This window comes from Pseudomonas nabeulensis (assembly GCF_004682045.1).
Lineage (GTDB): Bacteria > Pseudomonadota > Gammaproteobacteria > Pseudomonadales > Pseudomonadaceae > Aquipseudomonas > Aquipseudomonas nabeulensis.
In genome coordinates, this window is sequence record NZ_QUZT01000004.1 from 150,384 (window position 1) to 171,414 (window position 21,031).

The window sequence follows — 21,031 nt, forward strand, 5'->3', positions numbered from 1 at the left end:
GGTCGTGCGTGTGGTTTCAATGCCTGGCACGCCGAACAGCGGAGGATGTGTGAGCCGTAGATGCCGATACCCATGCTCCGATGAGCGGTTTAGCCAGGCTCCGCGACCGGCGTCGCCAGGCGATTGCACGCGTACAGCGCACTACCCAGCAGCATCAACGCGCCGCCTCGCAACCAAGTGTCGAGGCCTTGCTGGCTGAGCAGGATCAGGCAGGAAACAATCGCCAGCACTGGCACCCAGGTCGGCACACGAAAATGGTGTTCTGCGACGAGGTCGCGGCGCAATACCAGCACCGCCAGGTTGGTGCTGAGGAACACGAAAAGCAGCAACAGCACGACCGTCTCGGCCAACGCTGCGAGCGTGCCGGTCAACGTCAAGGAGATGGCCACCAGGGTGCTGGCGATGATCGCGACCCAAGGCGTACGCCGCTTGGGCAGCACACGCGAAAGCGGCCCCGGCAACAGGCTCATGCGGGCCATGCCATAGGCCAGGCGGCTGGCCATGACCATGGTCAACAGCGCACCGTTGGCGACCGCCACCAGTGCAATGAAGGCGAAGAGCTGGGGCGGGATACTCAAGCCCGAGGCGCGTACCACCTCGAGCAACGGCGCCGAGGTGGCCGTCAGTTTGTCCATCGGCAGCACCATTGAAGCAGCGACACCGACCGCCGTATACACGATGCCGGCCGTCACCAACGCGGCAAACAGCGCACGCGGATACACCTTGCGCACCCCGCGTATTTCTTCGGCCAGGTTAGCCGACGTTTCAAAACCGACAAACGAATAGAACGCCAGCAATGCAGCGCCCAGCACCGCAGGCATAGGGTTGACGCCGGCCTTGAACTCCAGCGCGCGGCCGAGGTTGGCTTCGCCCGACTGGATGCACCAGGCCGCAGCCACCACCACCAATAGCAGCCCGGACAGTTCGATGCAGGTCATGACCATGTTGGCGCCCAACGACTCCTTGATACCGCGAGCATTGAGCAGCGCTATCACCATCAGGAATATCAGCGCGGCCAGGTGCGGTGATACGTCGACGAACGCCGCCAGGTAGTCGCCGGCAAATGCCAGGGACAGCCCGGCCGCGCTGGTGACGGCGGCCGCCAGCATGCAAAAGCCGACCAGGAACGAAATCAGCGGTGACTTGAATGCCTTCTCGGCGAACACCGAAGCAGCGCCGGCATAGGGGTACTTGGTCACCAGCTCCGCGTACGAACCTGCCGTGAGCATGGCGAAGAACAACGCCACCAGCAGCGGCACCCAGATCGCCCCACCCACCTCGCCAGCGATGGTGCCGGCCAGCGCGTACACGCCGGCACCGAGCACATCGCCGAGAATGAACAGAAACAACATCGGGCCCGTCACGGCGCGGCGCAAGGACGGTTTTGTGGGTGCGGCTTGGCTGAAGCTGAACTCGGACATGGGCGGCTCGGGCGGCGGGGTTGTTATCAGCAATCAGCGGGCGCGGGCCGGCTGACGCGGGGCTCTCTACAATGGAAAATCCACGCGCCGCCAAAGTTCCGTTTTCCGCTGCAACCCCGGCGCAGGCGCCCCGTCAATCGTCCTCGTGCAGGTGCGCGTCAGCGCAGGGCAAACGCCCCGATTCGCCGCCCGCAATCCGTTCCGCCTGATCAATGCCGCGCTTGAGCGCGTCGTGCACGGTCCATTCGGCGCCCGGCAACTGGCTGGTGCGTTCAATCACGCATTGCCCCGTCGCGGTATAGACGCTGACCAGCACTTCGATATCGGCGTCTTCGCGCTCCCGGGCCCTGACTTCGATATGGCACCCGTTTTCCACTTCCTGAGTAAAGCACTCTTCTTCCAATGCCTTTTGGGCCCATGCCTTATAAGTATTACCACGAATAAACATAACTGTTCTCCCGGACCGTTAGTGGGTTGACCTTCAAGTAAGACCTGAATGCCTTAAGAGGGATTCCGTCTTTTTTACAAGGGAAATTGCATCATGCACCTATAAAGCTCTAGTGCCGTTTCGCTTGTTAAGCCGTTCGTCAGGCGAAGTAACAAATTGTTAAACCAACCCCGTGACGTCTATTCAAAATATTCGGCAGCGCGGTGAAAAACGCACCGCAGAGCAGCAGCGAAAGCCAACAGATCCGGGCAGCTGATGGGTTTTATCCATTGATGGCGCCGTATTGCCTGGCGTCAGGAACTAACAAGCGCAGCGCCAGCGTTTCGCTTAAGTAATTTACGAACACTGTCGCCGGACTTTCGGCGCCGTAACAACGGACGTTTTCCATACAGGAGCAAGGCATGAAACGAGCGATTGGCTATTGCCTGGCATATCTCGCCAGCGTCTTCTTGTTAAGCGGTTGCAACTTAGTGGTGTTCAACCCCAAGGGGCAGATTTCAACCGATGAGCGCGACCTGATTATCCTCGCCACGGGCCTGATGCTGTTGGTGGTGGTGCCGGTGATCGTGCTGACGTTTGTGTTTGCCTACCGCTACCGCGCCACCAATAAAAAGGCTCGTTACTCACCGCGCTGGGCCAGTTCCCACAAAATCGAAGCAGTAGTGTGGGGCGTGCCGCTGCTGATCATCATCGCCTTGGGCTGGGTGACGTGGAAAACCACCCACGCCCTCGACCCCTATCGCCCGCTCGACTCGGACACGCCACCGATCAACGTCCAAGTGGTGGCCATCGACTGGAAGTGGCTGTTCATCTACCCCGACCTGGGTATCGCCAGCGTCAACGAACTGGCCTTGCCGGTGCACACGCCTGTGAGTTTCACCATCACCTCCGACGCGGCCATGACGTCCTTCTTCATCCCGGCGCTGGGAGGGCAGATCTATGCGATGGCAGGCATGCAGACCAAGCTGCACCTGATCGCCAACGAAACCGGCGAGTTCAAGGGAATCGCCGCCAACTACAACGGCCCCGGTTTTTCCGACATGCATTTCACCACGCTGTCATTGAGCCCCACCGACTTCCAGACCTGGGCGAACAAGGTCAAGGGCGCCTCCACAGTCCTTGACCAAACGAGCTATGCGCACTTGGCCAAGCCCACCATCAAGCACCCCGTGACCTATTACTCGGCAGTGCAGGAGCGGCTGTTCCTGGACATCGTCGATAAATACGAAGGCATGAACAAGGCCAATAAAACCAGGCGAGCGCCATTGAGCGGTACTGAAAAGCGCGTCGATAAACACCCCAGTTTACTGGCCGAGGAGCAATAACAATGTTCGGAAAACTGTCATGGGATGCGATTCCAACCACTGAACCGATTGTGATGTACACGCTGGCCTTCATCGGGCTGATCGGCGCGGCGATGGTGGGCACCATTACCTGGAAACGCAAATGGGGCTATTTGTGGCGCGAGTGGTTCACGTCGGTGGACCACAAAAAGATCGGATGTATGTACATCATCGTCGCGCTGGTGATGCTGCTACGCGGTTTTTCCGACGCAATCATGATGCGCACCCAGCAAGCCATGGCCGCCAGTGGCGGGCCGGGTTATCTGCCGCCGGAACACTACGACCAGATCTTCACTGCCCATGGCGTGATCATGATTTTCTTCGTGGCCATGCCCTTCGTGGTCGGCCTGATGAACGTAGTGGTGCCGTTGCAGATAGGCGCACGCGACGTGGCCTACCCGTTTCTCAACGCGCTGAGCTTCTGGCTGTTCGTGGCCGGTGCCGCGCTGGTCAACGTCTCACTGGGGATCGGTGAGTTTGCGCGAACCGGTTGGGTCGCCTATCCGCCGTTATCCGGGCTGGCATACAGCCCCGGGGTCGGGGTGGACTACTACATATGGTCACTGCAGATATCCGGCGTCGGCACGTTACTGACGGGGCTGAATTTCTTCGTCACGATTTTGAAGATGCGCACCGAAGGCATGACGTTGTTCAAAATGCCGGTGTTCACCTGGAATGCGCTGTGCACCTCGGTGCTGATCCTGGCGTCTTTTCCAATTCTTACCGCCACCCTGCTGATGCTGTCCCTGGACCGTTACCTGGGCATGCATTTCTTTACCAACGAAGCCGGCGGCAACCCGATGATGTACGTGAACTTGATCTGGGCCTGGGGGCATCCGGAGGTGTACATCCTGATCCTGCCGGCGTTCGGAGTGTTTTCCGAGATTGCCGCGACCTTCAGCAGTAAGCGGCTCTTCGGTTACGTGTCGCTGGTATGGGCGACGATTGCGATTACCGTGTTGTCGTTCATCGTGTGGCTGCACCACTTCTTCACCATGGGCGCAGGGGGTAACGTCAACGCGTTCTTCGGCATCATGACCATGATTATCGCGGTGCCGACCGGGGTGAAAATCTTCACCTGGCTGTTCACCATGTACCGTGGCCGGGTGCGCTTCGAGACCCCCATGCTGTGGACCCTGGGCTTTATCGTGACCTTCAGCATCGGCGGGATGACCGGGGTATTGCTGGCAGTGCCGGGCGCTGACTTCATGCTGCACAACAGCCTGTTCCTGATCGCGCATTTTCACAACGTGATCATCGGCGGCGCGGTGTTCGGCTACATGGCCGGCCTGACCTACTGGTTCCCCAAGGCCTTTGGCTTCCGCTTGAACGACAAGCTGGGCCGCATCGCCTTCTGGTGCTGGCTGATCGGCTTTTATTTCGCGTTCATGCCGTCGTATGTACTGGGCTTTATGGGCATGACCCGGCGCCTCAACCATTTCGACAACCCGGAATGGCGGCCGTGGCTGCTGCTGGAAGTGCTGGGCGTGCTCATCATCCTCTGCGGCGTAATTTCCCAGGCTCTGCAGCTGTTCGTCAGCATCCGTAACCGCCACCAATACCGCGACCTTACTGGCGACCCGTGGGACGGGCGCACCCTGGAATGGGCCACCGCCTCTCCGCCACCGCTGTACAACTTCGCCGAGCAACCCAAGGTCAATGACCTGGACGCTTATTGGGGCATGAAGGAGCGCGGCGTGAGCACCCTCAGCCACACCGACTACCGAAGCATTCACATGCCGCGCAACACCGCCTCGGGCCTGGTGATCAGCCTGTTCGCGCTGATCTGCAGCTTCGCCCTGGTCTGGCACATCTGGTGGCTGGCGGCGTTCGGCCTGGTGGCTTCGGTGGTCGCGTTCGTGGTGCGCAGCTACGACGAAGACACTGATTACTTCGTGTCCGCGCAAGAGGTGGCGCGCATCGAAACGGCACGTCTCAAAGACCTGGCAGAGGCTTGATCCATGTCCAATATCGTGATTGAAAAAGACATCGCTCATACTCAGGAACACGGACATGAAGACGCGGGTTCGCTGAGCGTCTTCGGGTTCTGGATTTACCTGATGACCGACTGCATCCTGTTCGCGAGCTTGTTCGCCGGCTATGCGGTGTTGCGCGACAGCGTGGCCGGCGGTCCTTCGAGCGTGGATATTTTCGAACTGCCCTATGTGCTCGCTGAAACCATGCTGCTGCTGTTGAGCAGCATCACCTACGGCTACGCGATGCTGGCGATGAACCGTGGCCAGCAAAGCCAGGTGCTGCGTTGGCTGGGACTCACGTTCGTGCTCGGCGCCGGCTTCATTGCCATGGAAATCAACGAGTTCCGCCATTTGATCGCAGAAGGCTACGGACCGGACCGCAGCGCGTTTCTGACCGCTTTTTTCACTCTTGTCGGCACCCACGGCGCGCACGTGTTGACGGGGTTGATCTGGATGGCTGTGCTGATGGTGCAGATTCGCCAGAAAGGCCTGACCAACACCACCGCCACCCGGCTCAGTTGCCTGAGCCTGTTCTGGCACTTCCTGGACGTGGTGTGGATCTGCGTGTTTACCGTGATCTATCTGTTGGGAGTGGTGTGACATGTACAAGCAAAGTTCGATTCACAGCAGCGCCGGTACCAGCCATGGCAGCAGCCGTTCCTACCTGGTCGGGTTCATGCTGTCGGTGCTGCTGACCCTGATCCCTTTCGCCCTGGTGATGTTCCCTTCGCTGCCGCGCACCATCACCGCCTGGCTGGTGGTGGCGCTGGGGGTTATCCAGATCGTGGTCCACCTCAAGTTCTTCCTGCATCTGGATACGGCCGAGGAACAACGCTGGAACCTGATTGCACTGATTTTTTCGGCGGTCATCATTCTTTTGCTGGTAGGGCTCTCGCTATGGATCATGGACAGTATTCACAACAACATGCTGGCGCACTGAGGTACTGGCTGGGGCTGCTCAATGCAGGAATTCAACTGACCAAGCCAGGGATCATTTTTGGCAATCTCACGTCGGTGCTGGGGGGTTATTTCCTCGCTGGCGGCGGGCGCCTGGCAGACCCTGCGCACCTAGTTGCCACCCTGCTCGGCACTGCATTGGTGATCGGTTGCGGTTGTGTCATTAACAACTGCGCCGATCGAGACATTGATCGGCGCATGGTGCGAACCTGCCATCGCGCACTGGCGCTGCGAACCATCGCGGTGCCCACCGCCGCCAGCTATGCCATCGCACTGGGCGTCAGTGGTTTCGGCCTGCTCTGGGCGGGCAGCAACCTGCTGGCGTGCTGCCTGGCGCTGGTCGGGCTGGTGATCTATGCGGGGGTCTACACCTTCTGGCTCAAGCGCCGTTCCCACTGGGGCACCTTGGTCGGCAGCCTCTCCGGGGCAATGCCGCCGGTGATCGGCTATTGCGCGGTCACCGCAAGGTTCGACGCCACGGCGATGATGTTAGTGCTGGTGTTCTGCTGCTGGCAGATGCCCCATTCACACGCCATCACCGTGATGCGCCGCGAAGACTTCCGCGCAGCGCGCCTGCCGCTGCTGACCCTGTCCCAAGCCCACCGGCAAATACAGGCGTACACCCTGGCTTTCTTCGCCAGCACCCTGCTGCTGGGAGTGGTAGCCCAGATGGGCATGCTGTATTTCGCCGTGATCAGCGCCTTGGGTGGTTACTGGCTGGCGCTGGCCAACAGCAGCGTGCGCCGGGTCGATCCAGCGCGCTGGGCGCGCTCGATCTTCGGCTTCTCGATTCTGTTGGTGATGATCCTCAACCTGATGCTGGCGCTGTCCACGCTGTGTCGAGCAAGCTGCGAATCTTCCTGGGCAGATCAGCGGGCTGGTAGGGTTTGGCAATCAACTCGAATTCATGCACCTGTATATCCGCGCGCTCCAGCGAGTCTTTCGCATAGCCCGTCGTAAGCAGCACCCTGGTATGCGGATACAAGTGCACTATCTCGCGCGCGAGTTCCGCGCCATTCATCTGGCCGGGCATGATCAAGTCACTGAACACCAGGTCATAGGTCGCGCCGGCGAGCCGATCCAGCGCCTCGGCGGCAGTGTGCGCAATGTCGGTGCTATAACCGTAGTCAGACAGAACCTCCTGCGCGAGCTCGGCCACTTCGGGCCGGTCCTCCACAATCAAGATGTGCTCGTCGCCTTGAAGCGAAGTAGTCGCGGGCGTTTGCTCGACCCAGAGCTGGCTGTCGTTCGCCGGAAAATACAGGCATACCGTCGTGCCAACGCCTGGGTAGGAATGGATGCGTGCAGTACCGCCCGATTGCTTGACGAAGCCATACACCATCGACAATCCCAGACCTGAACCCTTGCCCTCTTCCTTGGTGGTGAAGAACGGTTGCATGATTTTCTCCTGGACGCTCTCATCGATGCCGTTGCCGTTATCGCTGATCGAGAGGCCCACGTAGCGGCCTTCGGCCAAGCCGTCGCGTTGCGCATTGGCATCGCCCGGAACCTGAACGTTGCACGTCTTGATTGTCACGGTCGGCTCGCCATGTCCTCCTAGCGCATCCTGGGCGTTGGATAACAAATGCTGCACCGCCAGCTCCGCCTGCGCAGGGTCAATACGACAGTTCCACAGGTCCTCAGCCAGATTCACATGCAGCTGGACATCCTGCAGTGTCTGCGCCAAAAAATCGGTGCGGCTCAGCAAGGTGTTCAGGTTGATTACGCGACTGTCGAGACGTTGCTTGCGCGAGAACGCGAGTAGCTGTTGGGTCAAGGTTTGAGCTTTTTCGGCGGCGGCCCTGGCGCGGCTGGCGCTGTTGAGAATGCGCTGCGGGTCGGTACCGGGGCGCTTGGCGCTCTGCTGGATCAGTTCGAGATAACCGACCATCACCTGCAGCAGGTTATTGAAGTCATGGGCGATGCCGCCGGTCAGTTGCCCTAGGGCCTCCAGGTCCTGAACGCGGCGCACGCGCAGTTCTGCGTCGTGGCGCCGGCTCACGTCAAGCTGAGAGGCAAAAAAGTACACCAATTGGCCGCTCTCATTGAACAACGGCGAAATGAACAGTTCATTCCAGAACGTCGAACCGTCCTTGCGGTAGTTGAGTACTTCCACACATACCTCATGGCGGCATGTCATCGCATGCTGCACTTGCCGCAACGCACGCTTATCGGTTTCAGGTCCTTGCAGAAACCTGCAATTGCGCCAGATCACTTCACCCTGTTCATACCCCGTCAGCCTCAGGAACGCCTGATTGGCGAAGATGATCGGGTTGTCGGCTTGTGCCGGGTCGCAAACGATCATCGCGCTTTGGCTGGTTTCCATCGCCGCGAAAAACAGGTCTTTGCGGCTGGAAGAGAGCCGCGCCGGATCGATACGGTCGACCACGGGCTTTTTCTTGCTTGCCAAGGTTCACCTCCAGTTACGTGGTGCGTGTTCCATGGACCGTGAAAACGTCGCGCAGTGCCACCCTGCGCTGAACAGGCGCCCGCCGCAGGCGGTCGGGCGCCGCGCATTACGTCAGCGCTTGGCTGCTTTGTCGGGGTCGGCTGAGCGACGCAGGAACGCTTGCGTCAGTTCTGGTAAGTGCTGTAGCAGCCACTCGGCCATGGCGATTTCCTGCGGCAGGATCTTTTCGCAGGCCGCTAGAGTTTCCGAATCACCGGCCTCTTTCGCAGCGGCGATAAGCGCCGTATAGCTGGCAATTTCCATGTTTTCGAAGACGTAACCGGCCATCGCGCCCTTGATGACTTCGTCACTCATCAATGAGCCACCGACTGCCTGGCCGAACGCCATCAGCTTGCCCCCCATGTCTTTCAGGGTCGATGAGCTGCCGCCCAGACGTGCCAGGCACTGGTCAATAAGTTGCTGCTGGCCGAGAGTTTCCTCAATGTGCTGGTCGATCCGTGCCTTGAGCTGGGGGTAATGTTCCAGGCGCTCGGATTGCGCCTTGAGCATTTTTTCGGCCTGCTGCTCCATCGCATGGGCATCACGTAGCCAATCAAGCAGGTTTTCCTGTGGAGTCGCCATGTCGTTAGTCCTCTTGATAAAAAATGGCAGGCGCCGCACGCCCGAAAGCGTGCGGCTGCCAAGCTTCAAATTTCGGGTTTTGGTTGCATTCCCGAGCCCAGGTCAGCGCCGGTAACGGGGTCGCTCGTCGCGTCCGAGGCGGTGCGGATTTTCATCGCGCTCAATGTCGCTTCGTCATCGGCATTCAGTTGCACAGTGGCCAAGCCATCACCACCGTCGACCGCCGGTTGCGGGCTTTCCACGAACTCCCACTCTTCGCCCTGGTTCCACGGGCCACGCATACTTTCCGCGCCTTGGGACATGTTGTAATAAACCTGCGTGAATTCCTGCATGCCCGGCAGCTTGCCTTGAGGGAAGTTCGGCTGGATCGAATGCAGCGCCTTTTCAAAAGACAATTGATGCGCGATTTCCCGCGTCATCAAAAAGCCCAGCGCCTCTTTTACGCCCGGATCATCCGTGACATTCATCAGCCGCTCGTAGACGATTTTGGCGCGGGCTTCGGCCGCGATATTGGAGCGCATGTCCGCGGTGGGCTCACCGATAGTGTCGATATAGGCCGCTGTCCAGGGCACTCCCGCGGAGTTGGTTAATGGAGCACCGGCACCGTACAGCAGGCTGGTGATGTGAGAGTCATTGCCGGCGCCGTTAAGGGAGCGATACAACTCGCCCTCCTCTTCCACACCTTCGGCTATTCGCCCCTTGGCGCCCTTGTTGAGCATCACGATGATGGACCCGACGATCTCCAGATGGCTGAGCTCTTCGGTGGCGATGTCCATCAGCAGATCCTTGCGGCCCGGATCGTCTTCAGCCAAGGCCTGGGTGAAGTAGCGGGACGCTGCCGCCAGCTCCCCTTGAGCGCCGCCAAACTGTTCCAGCAACAGGTTGGCCAGGCCCGGATTAGGCTCGGCCACACGTACGGTGTATTGAAGTCGCTTGTTATGTAGAAACATGAACAAATCTCCTCAGGCTTAAGAAGGGGCAGCGCCCGGTTGGAGCGCTGCCTACCTTTTTGTGAGGCGCCTCCCTGTTGATAAATTTCAAAATAAACCTTTGCTGCGCGACCAGCGGTCGAGTGCTGCGCATCAAGCGAAACCGTGGCCTAGAGCATTTGTAGGCTCACTTCCCGTCGTCGTTCTGCGGGCAAGGAACGGTGTCTATCCCAGGGGTGCCGTTGGGCGGAAGCGTGACACCCTGATTTTTTCCACCGTCTGGCTCCTCAGGCGCCCGTTCAGGTGATGTGTCATCGGGGTGGTCCCAGTCAGTTGTTGCGTTCGGATCTTCGTTGCGCCCGGCCGTTCCCAGGACGCAACCATCCTCATTCGGCTCAGGCGACTTTTCCGGCGGCAGGTCTTGACCATTGGATGAGTCATGGTTCATAGCAAGCTTCTCCTGTGTACACGTATGAAACCATTTGGTATCGCCCAGCAGTTTGCGGTGCCATGTAAAAGACGAACGGCCAGGTATTCCCGACGTGCCGACTTAAAAGTGCAAGCTTCAGCGAAAAGTATGGGTGAGGCCAACTAAGCGAAGCGGAGCGATCGGTGGCTGCCATCAAATTAATATCTAGCGCCCTCTCAGAATCGGCACTCTATGAGATACGTATTATTAACTACCGCCTGTCGCCTTCCGGTAAAATTCTTAAAACATTTTTTCGCCGAGCGACATCCCAGTAAATGCCCATTGCAGAAAATGGGAAACTAACGAAGCGCTACCTTAGTAAATGGAGAACTCTCATGACTACAGGCAACAAAAATCCAGGCAACTTTGCTAACGACCGCGAAAAAGCTTCCGAAGCCGGGAAAAAAGGCGGCCAATCATCGGGCGGAAACTTTGCCAATGACCGCGAGAAAGCGTCTGAAGCAGGACGCAAGGGCGGTCAACACAGCCATGGCGGCGGCCGAAAGTCGGGATCTTAGTGCTCATACAGAGGGCGGCCTCGCCGCCCTTTGAGGCTCGTTTCGGCGTGCTCATAACCGCGGCGTAACCGGATATACCGGCGCCGTCGATAGCTCCTTATCGATCGCTTGACCGAAACAAACCGGGTGACTGTCGGCGAGAAGCAGCACTTCTGTACTATTCGGAGCACCGTTGCCCCCTGCTCGGCAGCCTATTTTGACGTAAACTCAAGGCCAATAATATAACCACGCCTACGGCCCCATCTTTATATTAAAACTTCCTTGGCGCTGATGAAAATCAGGCAACTTAAACCAGGAGATCGGCAGTAAGGAGATACCATGTCAAACACTACCCATCTCGGTCAATGCGCTTGCGCTACTTGTCAGTGCGACGCCTTGGCAGACCATCAACGGGACGGAAAGCGCTACTGCAGTCAAGCGTGTGCCAACCTGCACCCACACGGGCAACCTTGCCCGGCCGCTGACTGCCATTGCGAATCGAGCGTCACCCTCCATGAGCGTGCCATAAGCGACAGCCAGCTCGATGAAGCTATCGAAGAAACGTTCCCCGCCAGTGATCCTATTTCCCCTTAGTTTTTTTAGCGCAGATTTCAATCTGCCGGACAGCACTTTCACGGGTTCTCCCGGCTTTCTTCCAACAACAGGTCAACCACTGCTTGCCCGCCTTGCAGTCCGGGCGAAGACTGTGCACTAAAGACGCGCAGTTGACGCTCGGCGCTGCTGCCGTCGCGCAGCATTTGCCGTGCGTGGTCGAACACGACGTCTTCTCCCAACACACGGGCGGTTTCGCCGAATTGCTGCTCAGCCAGAATCAGCCACTGTTCAAGTGATATTGCCTCGGTGTCCGGAGCCAGCGTGAAGCGCCCATGATGTCCGCAACGACGAGCGCGAATGCGATTTTCCTTAAGCAGCCAAAGACGTTCAAGGCTGTATTGGCTGCCGGGTGCCGGCATCTGGCAGGCGTGTTTGATCATGATCCGGAACAGTCCCGCCAGGACCAACGCGTCGCTCAAACGCGGGCACGCGTCGGTCATGCGCAACTCGAGCGTCCGGTAGCTCAACGAGGGCCGGCAACCCCACCAGACATTTGCATCCTTTGCCAGCGCCCCGCTACGTTTCAATAAGCCCAGGTATTGCTCGAAGCTCTGCTCATCCGATAGAAACTCAGGGATACCCATGCGCGGCCACTCATCGCAGACTACTTGCCGATAACTGCAATACCCACTGGGCTGACCCTGCCACAACGGCGATGAAACGCTCAGAGCCAGCAGCATCGGCAACCAGGGCAACACCTCGTTCAGCACTGCGATTCGATCAACACCCGTCGGGATCTCTGCGTGAACATGCAGACCACTGAGCACGCTGCGCTGCGCGACGATCTGGAACTCCTCGAACAAGCGCTGAAAATGGACCTGAGGCGTAGCACGTTGCGCCCGCCAATCGGCCAATGGGTGTACGCCGCTGCATATAAACCCCAGTCCATATCCGGCCAACGCCTGGCTCAACTCGCGGCGCACCCGGCCCAGGTAAGTGGCCGCTTCTGCGGCGTCGTCAAACACTGGAGACGCCACTTCGACCTGGCCCTGGAACATCTCATAAGAGAAGCCATCGCCGATGACCTCGCGGCACGCCGCAAGCACATGAGCTGGCGGCTCGGCGAGCATTCGCCGACTGCGCAGATCTGTAATGAAATATTCTTCTTCAATGCCAAAGCGCTGAGTGCGATCCATACGCAGTCAACTCAGTCGAGTAACGGAAAGCGCCACCGCTGCGATGCGTTCGACGCGCTCGTACCCTGGTTTTTCCAGCTCTTCGCCAAACACGTCCGGGTCAAGCTCATGGTAGGTCCAGCCAAAAGCATCGCTACTCAACAAGGCGCGAGCGGATTCAAGGAACAAATCGCGGCCATCGACCATTGCCACCCCGGTGTAGAGCAATAAAGTGCCATCGCGTTCCAAACGGGGCAGCGCTTCGCGCAAAATGCGCAGCGACAACGCTTCGCCCAATTCACCACCACCGTGGCGGTAGGACCGCTGCTGACTGTCCTTCATGTAGGGCGGATTGGCGAGGATAAGGTCAAAGCGACCATCAACGCCGTCGAGCACATCACTGTGGTATACGCTGACGTTCGGTGCGTTGGCGAGTTCGGCGTTGACCGCACTCATGCGCAACGCCTTTGGGTTGATGTCCACCGCGAGCACCTCTGCGTCAGGCCGGGCGCGCGCCACCAGCAAGGCACCGGCGCCCGAACCGCAGCCGATGTCCACGGCGCGGCGGATCGGCGCGAAGCGTTGGCGCAAGCTCTCTTCGATTACGCTGGCGAAGCGGTAAGTGTCGGGGCCGAAAAAAACCGCATCAGCGGCTTCTGTCGGAAACGCCGAATGCGCCAACAGCAACGGGCCCAGATTCGACCACCGCACCCGGCTCCGCCAGCGGCCATGCGTCTTGACGATAATTTCAGCCTGTTGCAGTTCCTGTCGTTCGGCAGCCTCGAAAACCTCAGCATCGAAGGGCCGCGACCAACCGAATATCCCGCGCGTATCGCTAGCCGGTGCATTATCCCAACGCGCCATGACCCGTTGATGGGTCAGCGGTGTGGGCGTTATAAAGCGATAGCCCTGCGCCTGCAGGCGGCGGCCCAGATTGAGCAGTACCCGATCAGCATGCGATTGGGCCGATGACCCGGAGGGCGTTGGGCACAGTGAGTCGACCATTGGCAGGGCTCCTTGTCAGTCAGCGCAGAGCTGCGCGTAATGCGATAAAACGGCGGGTGGCAAACAAGCCGGCGGGCCGATGATGGCGGTCAGGGCCCAGCCACGGTAATAACAGGGAAAGCAGTTGCTCGCCGTCGGGCTCCTGCAGTGCCTTACGGAGTGCCTGAGTTTCAGGGTCATCCAACATTTGCGTGTTTGCGTCCAGCGATACGGGCCGCGCCGGGCGCGCGTGCGCAGTACTTTTTTCATCACGCCAGTCACCGGCGATCCAGTCCCGCAGCAATTGTTTTTCATAACCGCTGAACACGCCGAACATGGCGGCACCCGCGCCTTCGATCAATTGCCAGAAACGACTGTCTTCAGGGGCGCGGTTGCGCTTGATCCAGCCTTTGTCCTGAAGGGCCTGCAAGAAGCCGCGAACCTGCCCGGGGTGCGCCAGCCATTGGTTGACACTCTTACCTTCAAAGCGGCAGTAATCCGAATGCATGTGCTGGCCGAACAGTCGCTTGCGCTCAAGCATTGCTACCAACTCGTCTTCCAAGTCAAACGCCTGGATCACCGCCGTAGAGCCCAGTCCAAGGTCGTTCAGTTGATAACCCCGCCGTACCCGTTGCCAATATTCCTGCGCGTCCATCCCGCGCGGCATCAATGCCAGGACCGCTTGCACGGCCCGGCGAGCATGGCCACTGCTGGCGTTGTCGATGGTCACATGCAAACTGAAGTAATAGGGGTCGATGCTCAGTTCCTTGAGCTCGTAGGCGCAGATGAGCAAGTGCAACGGCAGTTGCTCATAACCCAGGTTATACCCGAGGATCTCCGGCAAGTGCGACTCGGCGCTTTGACCCAATGCCAGCTGGATGGCGCCTTGGTGAAAGTGCTGGTCTTGCCATGCGAAATCGCCGTCGCAGCCTTGCTCGGCCAGCAGACGCTGGTATATCGCGACATGATTTTGCATTGGTTCACCATCGCCGAGCTCTTCCAAATAAGTGGTCAAAAGCCCGTCGTAGCGGTAGTCCCGCCAGTGCGCAAGTACACCGTATAGCCAGGCACCGTCCACTTGTTTGGTGGGTGCCACGCATTGCAAAAAGTACAAGGCATGAGCTTTGTTTAGAAAATACCGGCGGCCGCCTCCTTGCATCCGACCATGCAAGTAACGCGCGTATTCCTGAGCAACGCTAGAGCAGTTGAGCACCACCCAATCCATAAGTTGGTCGGGCGACGTAGGCAGCGGATTGTCTTCAACGGGACCGAGGCAGTCCAACTGCGCTTGCAAAAACTCGGCCGCCCATTGGGAAGATTCCGTGTTCCAATCTGTGAGGAGACGCTGGTACTGGCTGCGCAATGGGCCTTCCCGTAGCCTCTGGTCAGAACTACTAAGCAGGGATTGAAAGACAGTCATGAGAGACTCCTTTGATGGCGTGCAAGGCATATCCGCCAACGGCCACCGGCAGGCAAATACACCCCGAGAGCAACGGGACAAAACAGAAAAACTAAGTAACCGGGCAACGCACGCATGACTGGCTCCATCCGCTTGTTTTTTTCAAGCGCCAGCGACTGCCGGCACCTATTACGGGGGGCGCTTTTTTGCGCGTCCTATTCAGAAAGAGCCGCACACGACGCAATAATTCCATCGGCATGCGCTAAGTTCTGACAAAGTGATGGGTTAACCCTTGGCGGCTAATTTTGGAAGGCTTCAAGCGGTGGCTGAAGCGTGCGCCACCAGTTGCTGAATCGGTTTGCCCTCATCTACTCAGGGGTACGCGATCATCGTCATTGAGCCAAGGCTGACGCTGTCAAACGCTGGCAGGCTATGCCGGCATCGTTGCGCAGTTGACCATCACAGAACGATCAAATACAGGGTCCGGCCAGCGAAAGCTTATTATCGCTCCACATCATTAAGCATTCCTGTAGGTGGCCGACGTCGGTGCTCAAAATTGTCCCATTGCTCAGGTTTTCGTTGCTCTGCGCAATACATACACACATAAACATCTGGGCTTAAGCCAAGATAATAACCTTTACGTATATAAGGGTGGCTACAACCGCTCGATGGGCGCTCGCCATTAGCTGGTAACTCTTTAGCCATATAAAACCCATAGAAAAAAAGCCCGCACTGAGTACGGGCAAAAAGGAGTTATACCTAGAGGCTGTCTGAGTGAACAGGCTCAGTATTAAGAAGCCAAAAACTATTCAGCGGTTTATTTTTTTCAACGAAAGGCGACGAAAGGCGCGATTAACAAGCGAAGCGTAAAATCATATGGTAAGTCGATGCTTTAAGATAAACGCATGGAAGTTGGGTAGATAAACCAAATCTATCGAAGCGCACACCGGGTTCATTTCCTGCCTTTAGCAAGTCATCAGGTACTCGCAAAGCGTCGCCGAACAAGCCCGAACTGCGCCGTCTAAAATCAGCTCATAACCATGAGTGTTTTCGGTAGGTATTGCTACGCACCCCGCTCTAGCCGACGAGCCATTGCTTAATACGGCGCTCGCATCTGAGGCAAAATCGACGAGTAACGCATATTGAGGGCTGTAACCACAGCGCTCTGCTGCGGCGGCTAAGGCCATCACGATGTCGCGTGTGTAATAACCCTTTTCGTCGCCGGTATTGATGATTGGATCGACGCTAAGCTTCGTTCCATACTCATCCATCACTGGCCCGACCTCTACAGCGATGGTGGTTTCACCTGGTAGGGACGCGGATGCGAACATCGCCCCTGCATTGGATTCTTCTTCCGACGTCGTAAATACAAAATATACATCACATGCCAGCTCATCTCGGCGATGGCTCAATTGATGCGCGGCATCAATTATGGCCGCCAAGGGTGCGCGGTCATCCAGAAAATGCGCCGCGATGGCGTCACCCACTCGAAACGGTTCACGCCAATGACGACTCAACACGACCCGCGTACCTGGACGTACGCCTTGAATGCGCAGGACCGGGGGTGAAGATCGCGTAATCACATGAACGTCATTCCAATGCACATCTCCCGATAACACATCAGCGCCTTGAGGCGCATTCTGCGTCGCATGCATTGAGCCGAAAGACAAAACGCCTGGGATAATTTCGTTATCACCCAGAATATCAACCGGACACATACCGAAATTCACCGGGTTCGCGCCTCCCAGGGCGATAACTCTCAATGTGCCATCTTCATTGACGCTCTTAACCACCATCGCGATTTCATCCATGTGCGCCATGACCCTTACAGCTCCGCGCGATTCGGTAGCCTTCCGCTTCCCCTTAATAAGTCCTATGACGTTACCTGCGGCATCAACCCATGTTTCGTCGCAGAGAGGAGTAATGGTTTGCAAGCATATTTCGCGAACCTCATCTTCCTGCCCACCTGGCCCGCGAGCCATCAGGAGTTGAGCTAACAACTCGGAAAGCGTGTTTTGCGGGTTGGAGGCTCTGGAAATAGCTCCACGTTGTGCATCAGACATTTTCGGTCTCTCGCGCAGGCACTTATAAGTGGCAAGCGGCGCCATTGCGGCGCCGCCTGGTTTCAAATCACGGCCGTCACTTGGATTCCAATGTTGCAGCCTGATTGCCACCCTGCTCAGCAATCTTTGTCAGCTTTTCATCGGCGCCTTTTTCCTCAGCGAGCGTCGCAGCCAACAACTTTGCAGCGTCGTCATATTTGAGGTGTTTGGCCATCGCTATCAGGGTGCCATAGGCGGCTATTTCATAGTGTTCCACCTTCTGCGCCGCGCCAATCAACGCTGCATCAAGAACGGCGCCCTTCTCGATCTCTTCCAAGAGCTCTTTCGACTCTTCAACCAACCCCTCCATCGCCACGCATTTCATGCGCTTCAATTTTATCCCGGTCAGTTCCACCAATTGATCAATGCGCTCGATCTGGCCCTGGGTTTCTTCCAGGTGTGAGGTAAAGGCCTCCGCCAACAGCGGGTTGGTCGCCGCTTTCGCCAAGCGCGGCAAGGCTTTGGTGATTTGCTTTTCCGCGCTGTAAACATCAGAGAGTTCGTGGATAAACAAATCTTCGACAGTTTTTCTAGCCATTTCGAGACTTCCTTCTGGTCAGTCGGGCGTCGCCTAATCGCGGCGTCCGTATGGGATTCACCGGCAAGCAATATTTGCCGTGCATGAAAACCGACCTGCTCAATTTAAGAGGTGTTCCGAAAATTTTCGGGGTGACTGATAAAAGGTTCAGAGCTAGCCCAGGGCTGTATCAAGAAACATCATGACGCCGAAACCCAGCATCAGGCCTAAGGTCGCTGGTGTCTCATGACCATTGCGATGTGTCTCGGGAATGACCTCATGGGACACTACAAAAATCATGGCGCCAGCTGCCAAGCCGAGAGCGATGGGATACCCCAAGGCAAAGCTACTGGAAATCCCTAAACCAACAATTGCCCCCAAGGGTTCCATCAGCCCCGAACCAACCGCAATCAGCGCGGCTCGAAGCGCGCTGATGCCTGTCACTCGTAATGCCAGGGCGACTGCTAACCCTTCCGGAATGTCCTGTATGGCAATTGCGGTTGTCAGAGGCAGCCCCACCTTCATATCGCCGTTGGCGAAGCTCACCCCAATAGCCATGCCTTCTGGCAGGTTATGCAGCGTGATTGCCAAGACGAACAACCAAACCCGATTGATACGCTGCGCACCCGGTCCCCTGCGTCCGCTTTTCTCGTGTTCGTGAGGGACGAAACGATCAAGGCCGACCATCAGCGCTACGCCCAATCCCAATCCCGCAACAACAACGCATGCTGCGAGCAATTGGTTTGCGCAAAGGGCCTGTGCTGCTTCAATACCAGGGAGAATGAGCGAGAAGGAACTGGCGGCCAGCATCATGCCGGCGGCAAAGCCAAGCATGATGTCTTGCGTACGGGCGGCGATATCTCGCAATGCTATGGCTGCGGCTGCGCCGATAGCTGTCGCAGCGAAACCGGAAAGTCCGCCCAGAAAAGCAAGGTGGAGATTCGCCTTATTGGCACCGATTAATGCGCCATAACCGGAGATGATTAGGAAAACAGCCACACACAACAAGAGTATCCAGAACGACAATCCTCCCCACCCCGAGCGGGAAATGTGTACAAACCAAGCGCGCAAAGGCGCTCCAAACGATGGAGAGGGCTCTGACATTTTTCCTCCACAGCTTTCTGCGTTATGAGCATGAAACGCAGCAATGGGAAACCACCTTTCGCGTTAAATGCAGAGGCTCTGATCCGCAAAGATTGCAGTCAGCCTTTACTGTGCTCGGGCGAAGATGGCCCCTCCTTAATACCCCGTGGTCCGGCGACTCCCCAGACGACCAAACCCAATACCGGGAAAATGATCAGACCGAGCGCCCACGCGGCTTTTATCCCTACGGTTTTGTCGCTCCGAAACACGCTGACAATGGCCCATAGATCGACAAGCAGAATGAACACGGCGACAGCAATCGCAAAATAGCTGGTGGCTTCAGACATGGTTTAGCCCTCCTTAGGGTGTTAACGCTTAGGCCCCGCTCGAATACGGACGTTCCAAGAAAATCACAGGCCTCCAGCAAGCACGGATCTGAGTTTTAATTTTCTTTGGCAATGATGGAGATTTTTCCGTTGCGCTCAATTATCGCGAACTTGATCTCTTCCAGCCTCTCGATACCTTGGCTGGAGCGCGCAGCCTCCATTACATCAGCTTCGATTAATCGGGCGTGCCGCAGGCGTCTGTGCAGGAGCTTGCCATTCTCGACGATGATCGTTGGCTCACCATCGATCAGCCTTGATACCCAGCCAGAACGCTGTTTAAGCAGCGATAGACCGACATCAATGGCGATCAGCGTCACGATGACGAGTATGCCGTTGGTAATGGAAAAATCATCGCCCAGCAGCGCTTGCTGGGTGGCTTCGCCGATCATCATCAGCAAGACGAAATCGAAGGTCGTCAGCTCTGCCAATGAGCGACGCCCAGCAATCTTGAAGAGCACCATAAGGGCTAAATACATTGCTCCTGCACGCAAGACAGAGTCCATAGGCCACCTAAGGAAAAATGAATTGAACAAGCCTTACGCTGCGAGTGCCAGCTGAGGTGATTTGGCTGCGGAAGAGACCGACCGCGTCGCCGCGCAAAGTGATGTACAGCGTCGCCTGTCCATCAGCATCAGTTTGCATCCAGAGTTTCATGCCTTGAGAAGAGCTTCGTGAGCGCAACGGTTGAGGTTGTAATGTTTCAATGCTGAAGCCCTCTAGCAACTGCCCAGCCAGCTCCAGCTCAACGGGTGAGTTTGGCCTTTCTGTTAGCGTGATTTTCATTGAGTTGGTAGAGCCGTTTCGATGAAGCATTTCATATTCGACCCTCACCTTCCCATCGTCGCTACGCACATCTCTCGAACTGAGCAGTCCTCTGGAAAACACGCCCCCGAGCGCCATCACCAAAATTAGAACCAACACGTACCAGCCGACCCGCTCGAAACGCCAAACTTTCAATTGATAGGCCATGTCCTCACGAAGGGGACGGTTTCGGCTTTTCAAGTCTGGATGATCGGCGTCTTCGCTCATCAGGCTTCACCTGTATCGCCGAGCCGTGCGCGGCGATGAAAGTGAGGAAGCTGGCGTAATGCGTATTCCGTGGCTTCCTCTTGAACCCGACAACGTCCGCCGGAGAATCGGTGCTCGTGACTGAAGAGATAGCACTTTTCATCGGACTGAAACGCCCAGGCAAAACAAATTGTGCCCGCAGGAATTCCATCCACATCGTCGGGGCCGAGTATCCCCGTAGTCGCGATGGCGGCATTTGCAGTGCTGTCTCGTAAAGCCCCCTTCGCCATTTCCTTAGCGACCTCGACGCTCGTCAAGTTGAACGTCTCGATAGTCTGGGGGCTGACATGGAGCAATCGTTGCTTGGCCTGTGGCGAATAGACCACATAACCACATTCGATGAATTCGCCGCTGCCTTCCACTCCAGACAACAGCGTGACGATTTTACCTGCGGTGCAGGACTCTGCAGTGGTCACGACCAAGGCGTGCTCACGCAAGTATTGGACTATTTCATTTGCGATGGGCATGAGCTGAACTCAACAGGGCGTTGTTCGATCGACCACTACAGAAGCGGAACATTCCAAAGATTTCCAAGAATAAAATTTAGAGCGCAATGGGACGCCCACCTCTTATGCGGTAACTTCGGTAGCCGACGAACGGTTAAAATGTAAGAAAGAATTTCAAGCTTTTGGGCGGTCTATTTGTACACACAACAGGGGTCCACAATCATGAAATTCGCACGGTTCCCCCC

The 21,031-nt window shown here is 57.3% G+C and carries 22 protein-coding genes and 1 pseudogene; 7 read left to right on the plus strand and 16 right to left on the minus strand.

Going from position 1 to position 21,031, the window contains the following annotated elements; all coding sequences use genetic code 11:
- Window positions 1–89: 89 nt before the first annotated feature.
- Entirely contained in the window at window positions 90–1,421 is a 1,332-nt protein-coding gene (locus DYL61_RS04080; protein ID WP_167497933.1) for an APC family permease, read from the minus strand.
- A 133-nt stretch (window positions 1,422–1,554) separates the two neighbouring features.
- Entirely contained in the window at window positions 1,555–1,869 is a 315-nt protein-coding gene (locus DYL61_RS04085; protein WP_135307301.1) for a hypothetical protein, read from the minus strand.
- Between the two features lie 401 nt (window positions 1,870–2,270).
- Between DYL61_RS04085 and cyoA the strand changes: the two genes are divergently transcribed.
- From cyoA to cyoE, 5 genes are read left to right on the plus strand one after another with little or no spacing between them, the layout of a single operon-like run.
- Window positions 2,271–3,194, plus strand: a complete 924-nt coding sequence (gene cyoA, locus DYL61_RS04090; RefSeq protein WP_027616396.1) for a ubiquinol oxidase subunit II — start codon at window positions 2,271–2,273, stop codon at window positions 3,192–3,194.
- A 2-nt stretch (window positions 3,195–3,196) separates the two neighbouring features.
- A complete protein-coding gene (gene cyoB / locus DYL61_RS04095) occupies window positions 3,197–5,170 on the plus strand; it encodes a cytochrome o ubiquinol oxidase subunit I (protein WP_034103402.1) in 1,974 nt (657 codons plus the stop codon).
- 3 nt (window positions 5,171–5,173) lie between these two features.
- Window positions 5,174–5,788 (plus strand): cytochrome o ubiquinol oxidase subunit III, encoded by a 615-nt coding sequence (cyoC, locus tag DYL61_RS04100; protein ID WP_027616394.1) that lies wholly within the window; start codon window positions 5,174–5,176, stop codon window positions 5,786–5,788.
- 1 nt (window position 5,789) lies between these two features.
- Window positions 5,790–6,128, plus strand: coding sequence for a cytochrome o ubiquinol oxidase subunit IV (cyoD, locus tag DYL61_RS04105; protein WP_135307302.1), 339 nt, complete (start codon window positions 5,790–5,792; stop codon window positions 6,126–6,128).
- Entirely contained in the window at window positions 6,086–7,105 is a 1,020-nt protein-coding gene (gene cyoE / locus DYL61_RS04110) for a heme o synthase (protein ID WP_420825061.1), read from the plus strand. The genes cyoD and cyoE overlap by 43 nt, the downstream gene beginning before the upstream one ends.
- Here cyoE and DYL61_RS04115 read toward each other — a convergent pair.
- The 4 genes and pseudogenes from DYL61_RS04115 to DYL61_RS04130 form a co-directional block, all read right to left on the minus strand.
- Window positions 7,038–8,534, minus strand: a pseudogene (locus tag DYL61_RS04115) (histidine kinase famiy protein); the annotation flags it as partial. The gene cyoE and the pseudogene DYL61_RS04115 sit on opposite strands and share 68 nt — an antisense overlap.
- A 132-nt stretch (window positions 8,535–8,666) precedes the next feature.
- Entirely contained in the window at window positions 8,667–9,176 is a 510-nt protein-coding gene (locus DYL61_RS04120) for a ferritin-like domain-containing protein (protein WP_027616390.1), read from the minus strand.
- 65 nt (window positions 9,177–9,241) lie between these two features.
- On the minus strand, window positions 9,242–10,126 hold the full coding sequence (locus DYL61_RS04125) for a manganese catalase family protein (RefSeq protein WP_078828209.1): 885 nt from the start codon (window positions 10,124–10,126) through the stop codon (window positions 9,242–9,244).
- A 166-nt stretch (window positions 10,127–10,292) separates the two neighbouring features.
- A complete protein-coding gene (locus DYL61_RS04130; protein ID WP_073637678.1) occupies window positions 10,293–10,553 on the minus strand; it encodes a hypothetical protein in 261 nt (86 codons plus the stop codon).
- Between the two features lie 356 nt (window positions 10,554–10,909).
- On the opposite strand from DYL61_RS04130, the gene DYL61_RS04135 reads away from it, so the two are divergent.
- Window positions 10,910–11,092: a con-10 family general stress protein gene (locus DYL61_RS04135; RefSeq protein WP_057428464.1), complete on the plus strand. Its 183-nt coding sequence runs from the start codon at window positions 10,910–10,912 to the stop codon at window positions 11,090–11,092.
- 318 nt (window positions 11,093–11,410) lie between these two features.
- Window positions 11,411–11,665 (plus strand): metallothionein family protein, encoded by a 255-nt coding sequence (locus DYL61_RS04140; RefSeq protein ID WP_078828208.1) that lies wholly within the window; start codon window positions 11,411–11,413, stop codon window positions 11,663–11,665.
- Window positions 11,666–11,703: 38 nt separating this feature from the next.
- On the opposite strand, the gene DYL61_RS04145 is transcribed toward DYL61_RS04140, so the two are convergent.
- From DYL61_RS04145 to DYL61_RS04190, 10 genes are all read right to left on the minus strand, one after another.
- Window positions 11,704–12,822, minus strand: coding sequence for a carboxylate-amine ligase (locus tag DYL61_RS04145; RefSeq protein ID WP_078828207.1), 1,119 nt, complete (start codon window positions 12,820–12,822; stop codon window positions 11,704–11,706).
- Between the two features lie 6 nt (window positions 12,823–12,828).
- Complete coding sequence (locus DYL61_RS04150) at window positions 12,829–13,806, minus strand: methyltransferase (protein WP_045792175.1); 978 nt, start codon at window positions 13,804–13,806, stop codon at window positions 12,829–12,831.
- 19 nt (window positions 13,807–13,825) lie between these two features.
- Entirely contained in the window at window positions 13,826–15,205 is a 1,380-nt protein-coding gene (locus DYL61_RS04155) for an iron-containing redox enzyme family protein (protein WP_135307303.1), read from the minus strand.
- Between the two features lie 944 nt (window positions 15,206–16,149).
- The gene (locus DYL61_RS04160; RefSeq protein ID WP_238704524.1) at window positions 16,150–17,166 is read right to left on the minus strand and encodes a zinc-binding metallopeptidase family protein; all 1,017 of its coding nucleotides are present in this window, start codon (window positions 17,164–17,166) and stop codon (window positions 16,150–16,152) included.
- Between the two features lie 157 nt (window positions 17,167–17,323).
- Complete coding sequence (locus DYL61_RS04165; RefSeq protein WP_078828204.1) at window positions 17,324–17,824, minus strand: YciE/YciF ferroxidase family protein; 501 nt, start codon at window positions 17,822–17,824, stop codon at window positions 17,324–17,326.
- Between the two features lie 153 nt (window positions 17,825–17,977).
- Complete coding sequence (locus DYL61_RS04170) at window positions 17,978–18,907, minus strand: ZIP family metal transporter (RefSeq protein ID WP_135307305.1); 930 nt, start codon at window positions 18,905–18,907, stop codon at window positions 17,978–17,980.
- Between the two features lie 98 nt (window positions 18,908–19,005).
- Window positions 19,006–19,233, minus strand: a complete 228-nt coding sequence (locus tag DYL61_RS04175) for a PLD nuclease N-terminal domain-containing protein (RefSeq protein ID WP_027616381.1) — start codon at window positions 19,231–19,233, stop codon at window positions 19,006–19,008.
- 95 nt (window positions 19,234–19,328) lie between these two features.
- Window positions 19,329–19,775 (minus strand): DUF421 domain-containing protein, encoded by a 447-nt coding sequence (locus DYL61_RS04180; RefSeq protein ID WP_135307306.1) that lies wholly within the window; start codon window positions 19,773–19,775, stop codon window positions 19,329–19,331.
- A 7-nt stretch (window positions 19,776–19,782) separates the two neighbouring features.
- A complete protein-coding gene (locus DYL61_RS04185; protein WP_135307307.1) occupies window positions 19,783–20,301 on the minus strand; it encodes a hypothetical protein in 519 nt (172 codons plus the stop codon).
- Window positions 20,301–20,807, minus strand: coding sequence for a CinA family protein (locus DYL61_RS04190; protein WP_027616378.1), 507 nt, complete (start codon window positions 20,805–20,807; stop codon window positions 20,301–20,303). Before DYL61_RS04190 ends, DYL61_RS04185 begins: the two co-directional genes overlap by 1 nt.
- Window positions 20,808–21,031: the final 224 nt, after the last annotated feature.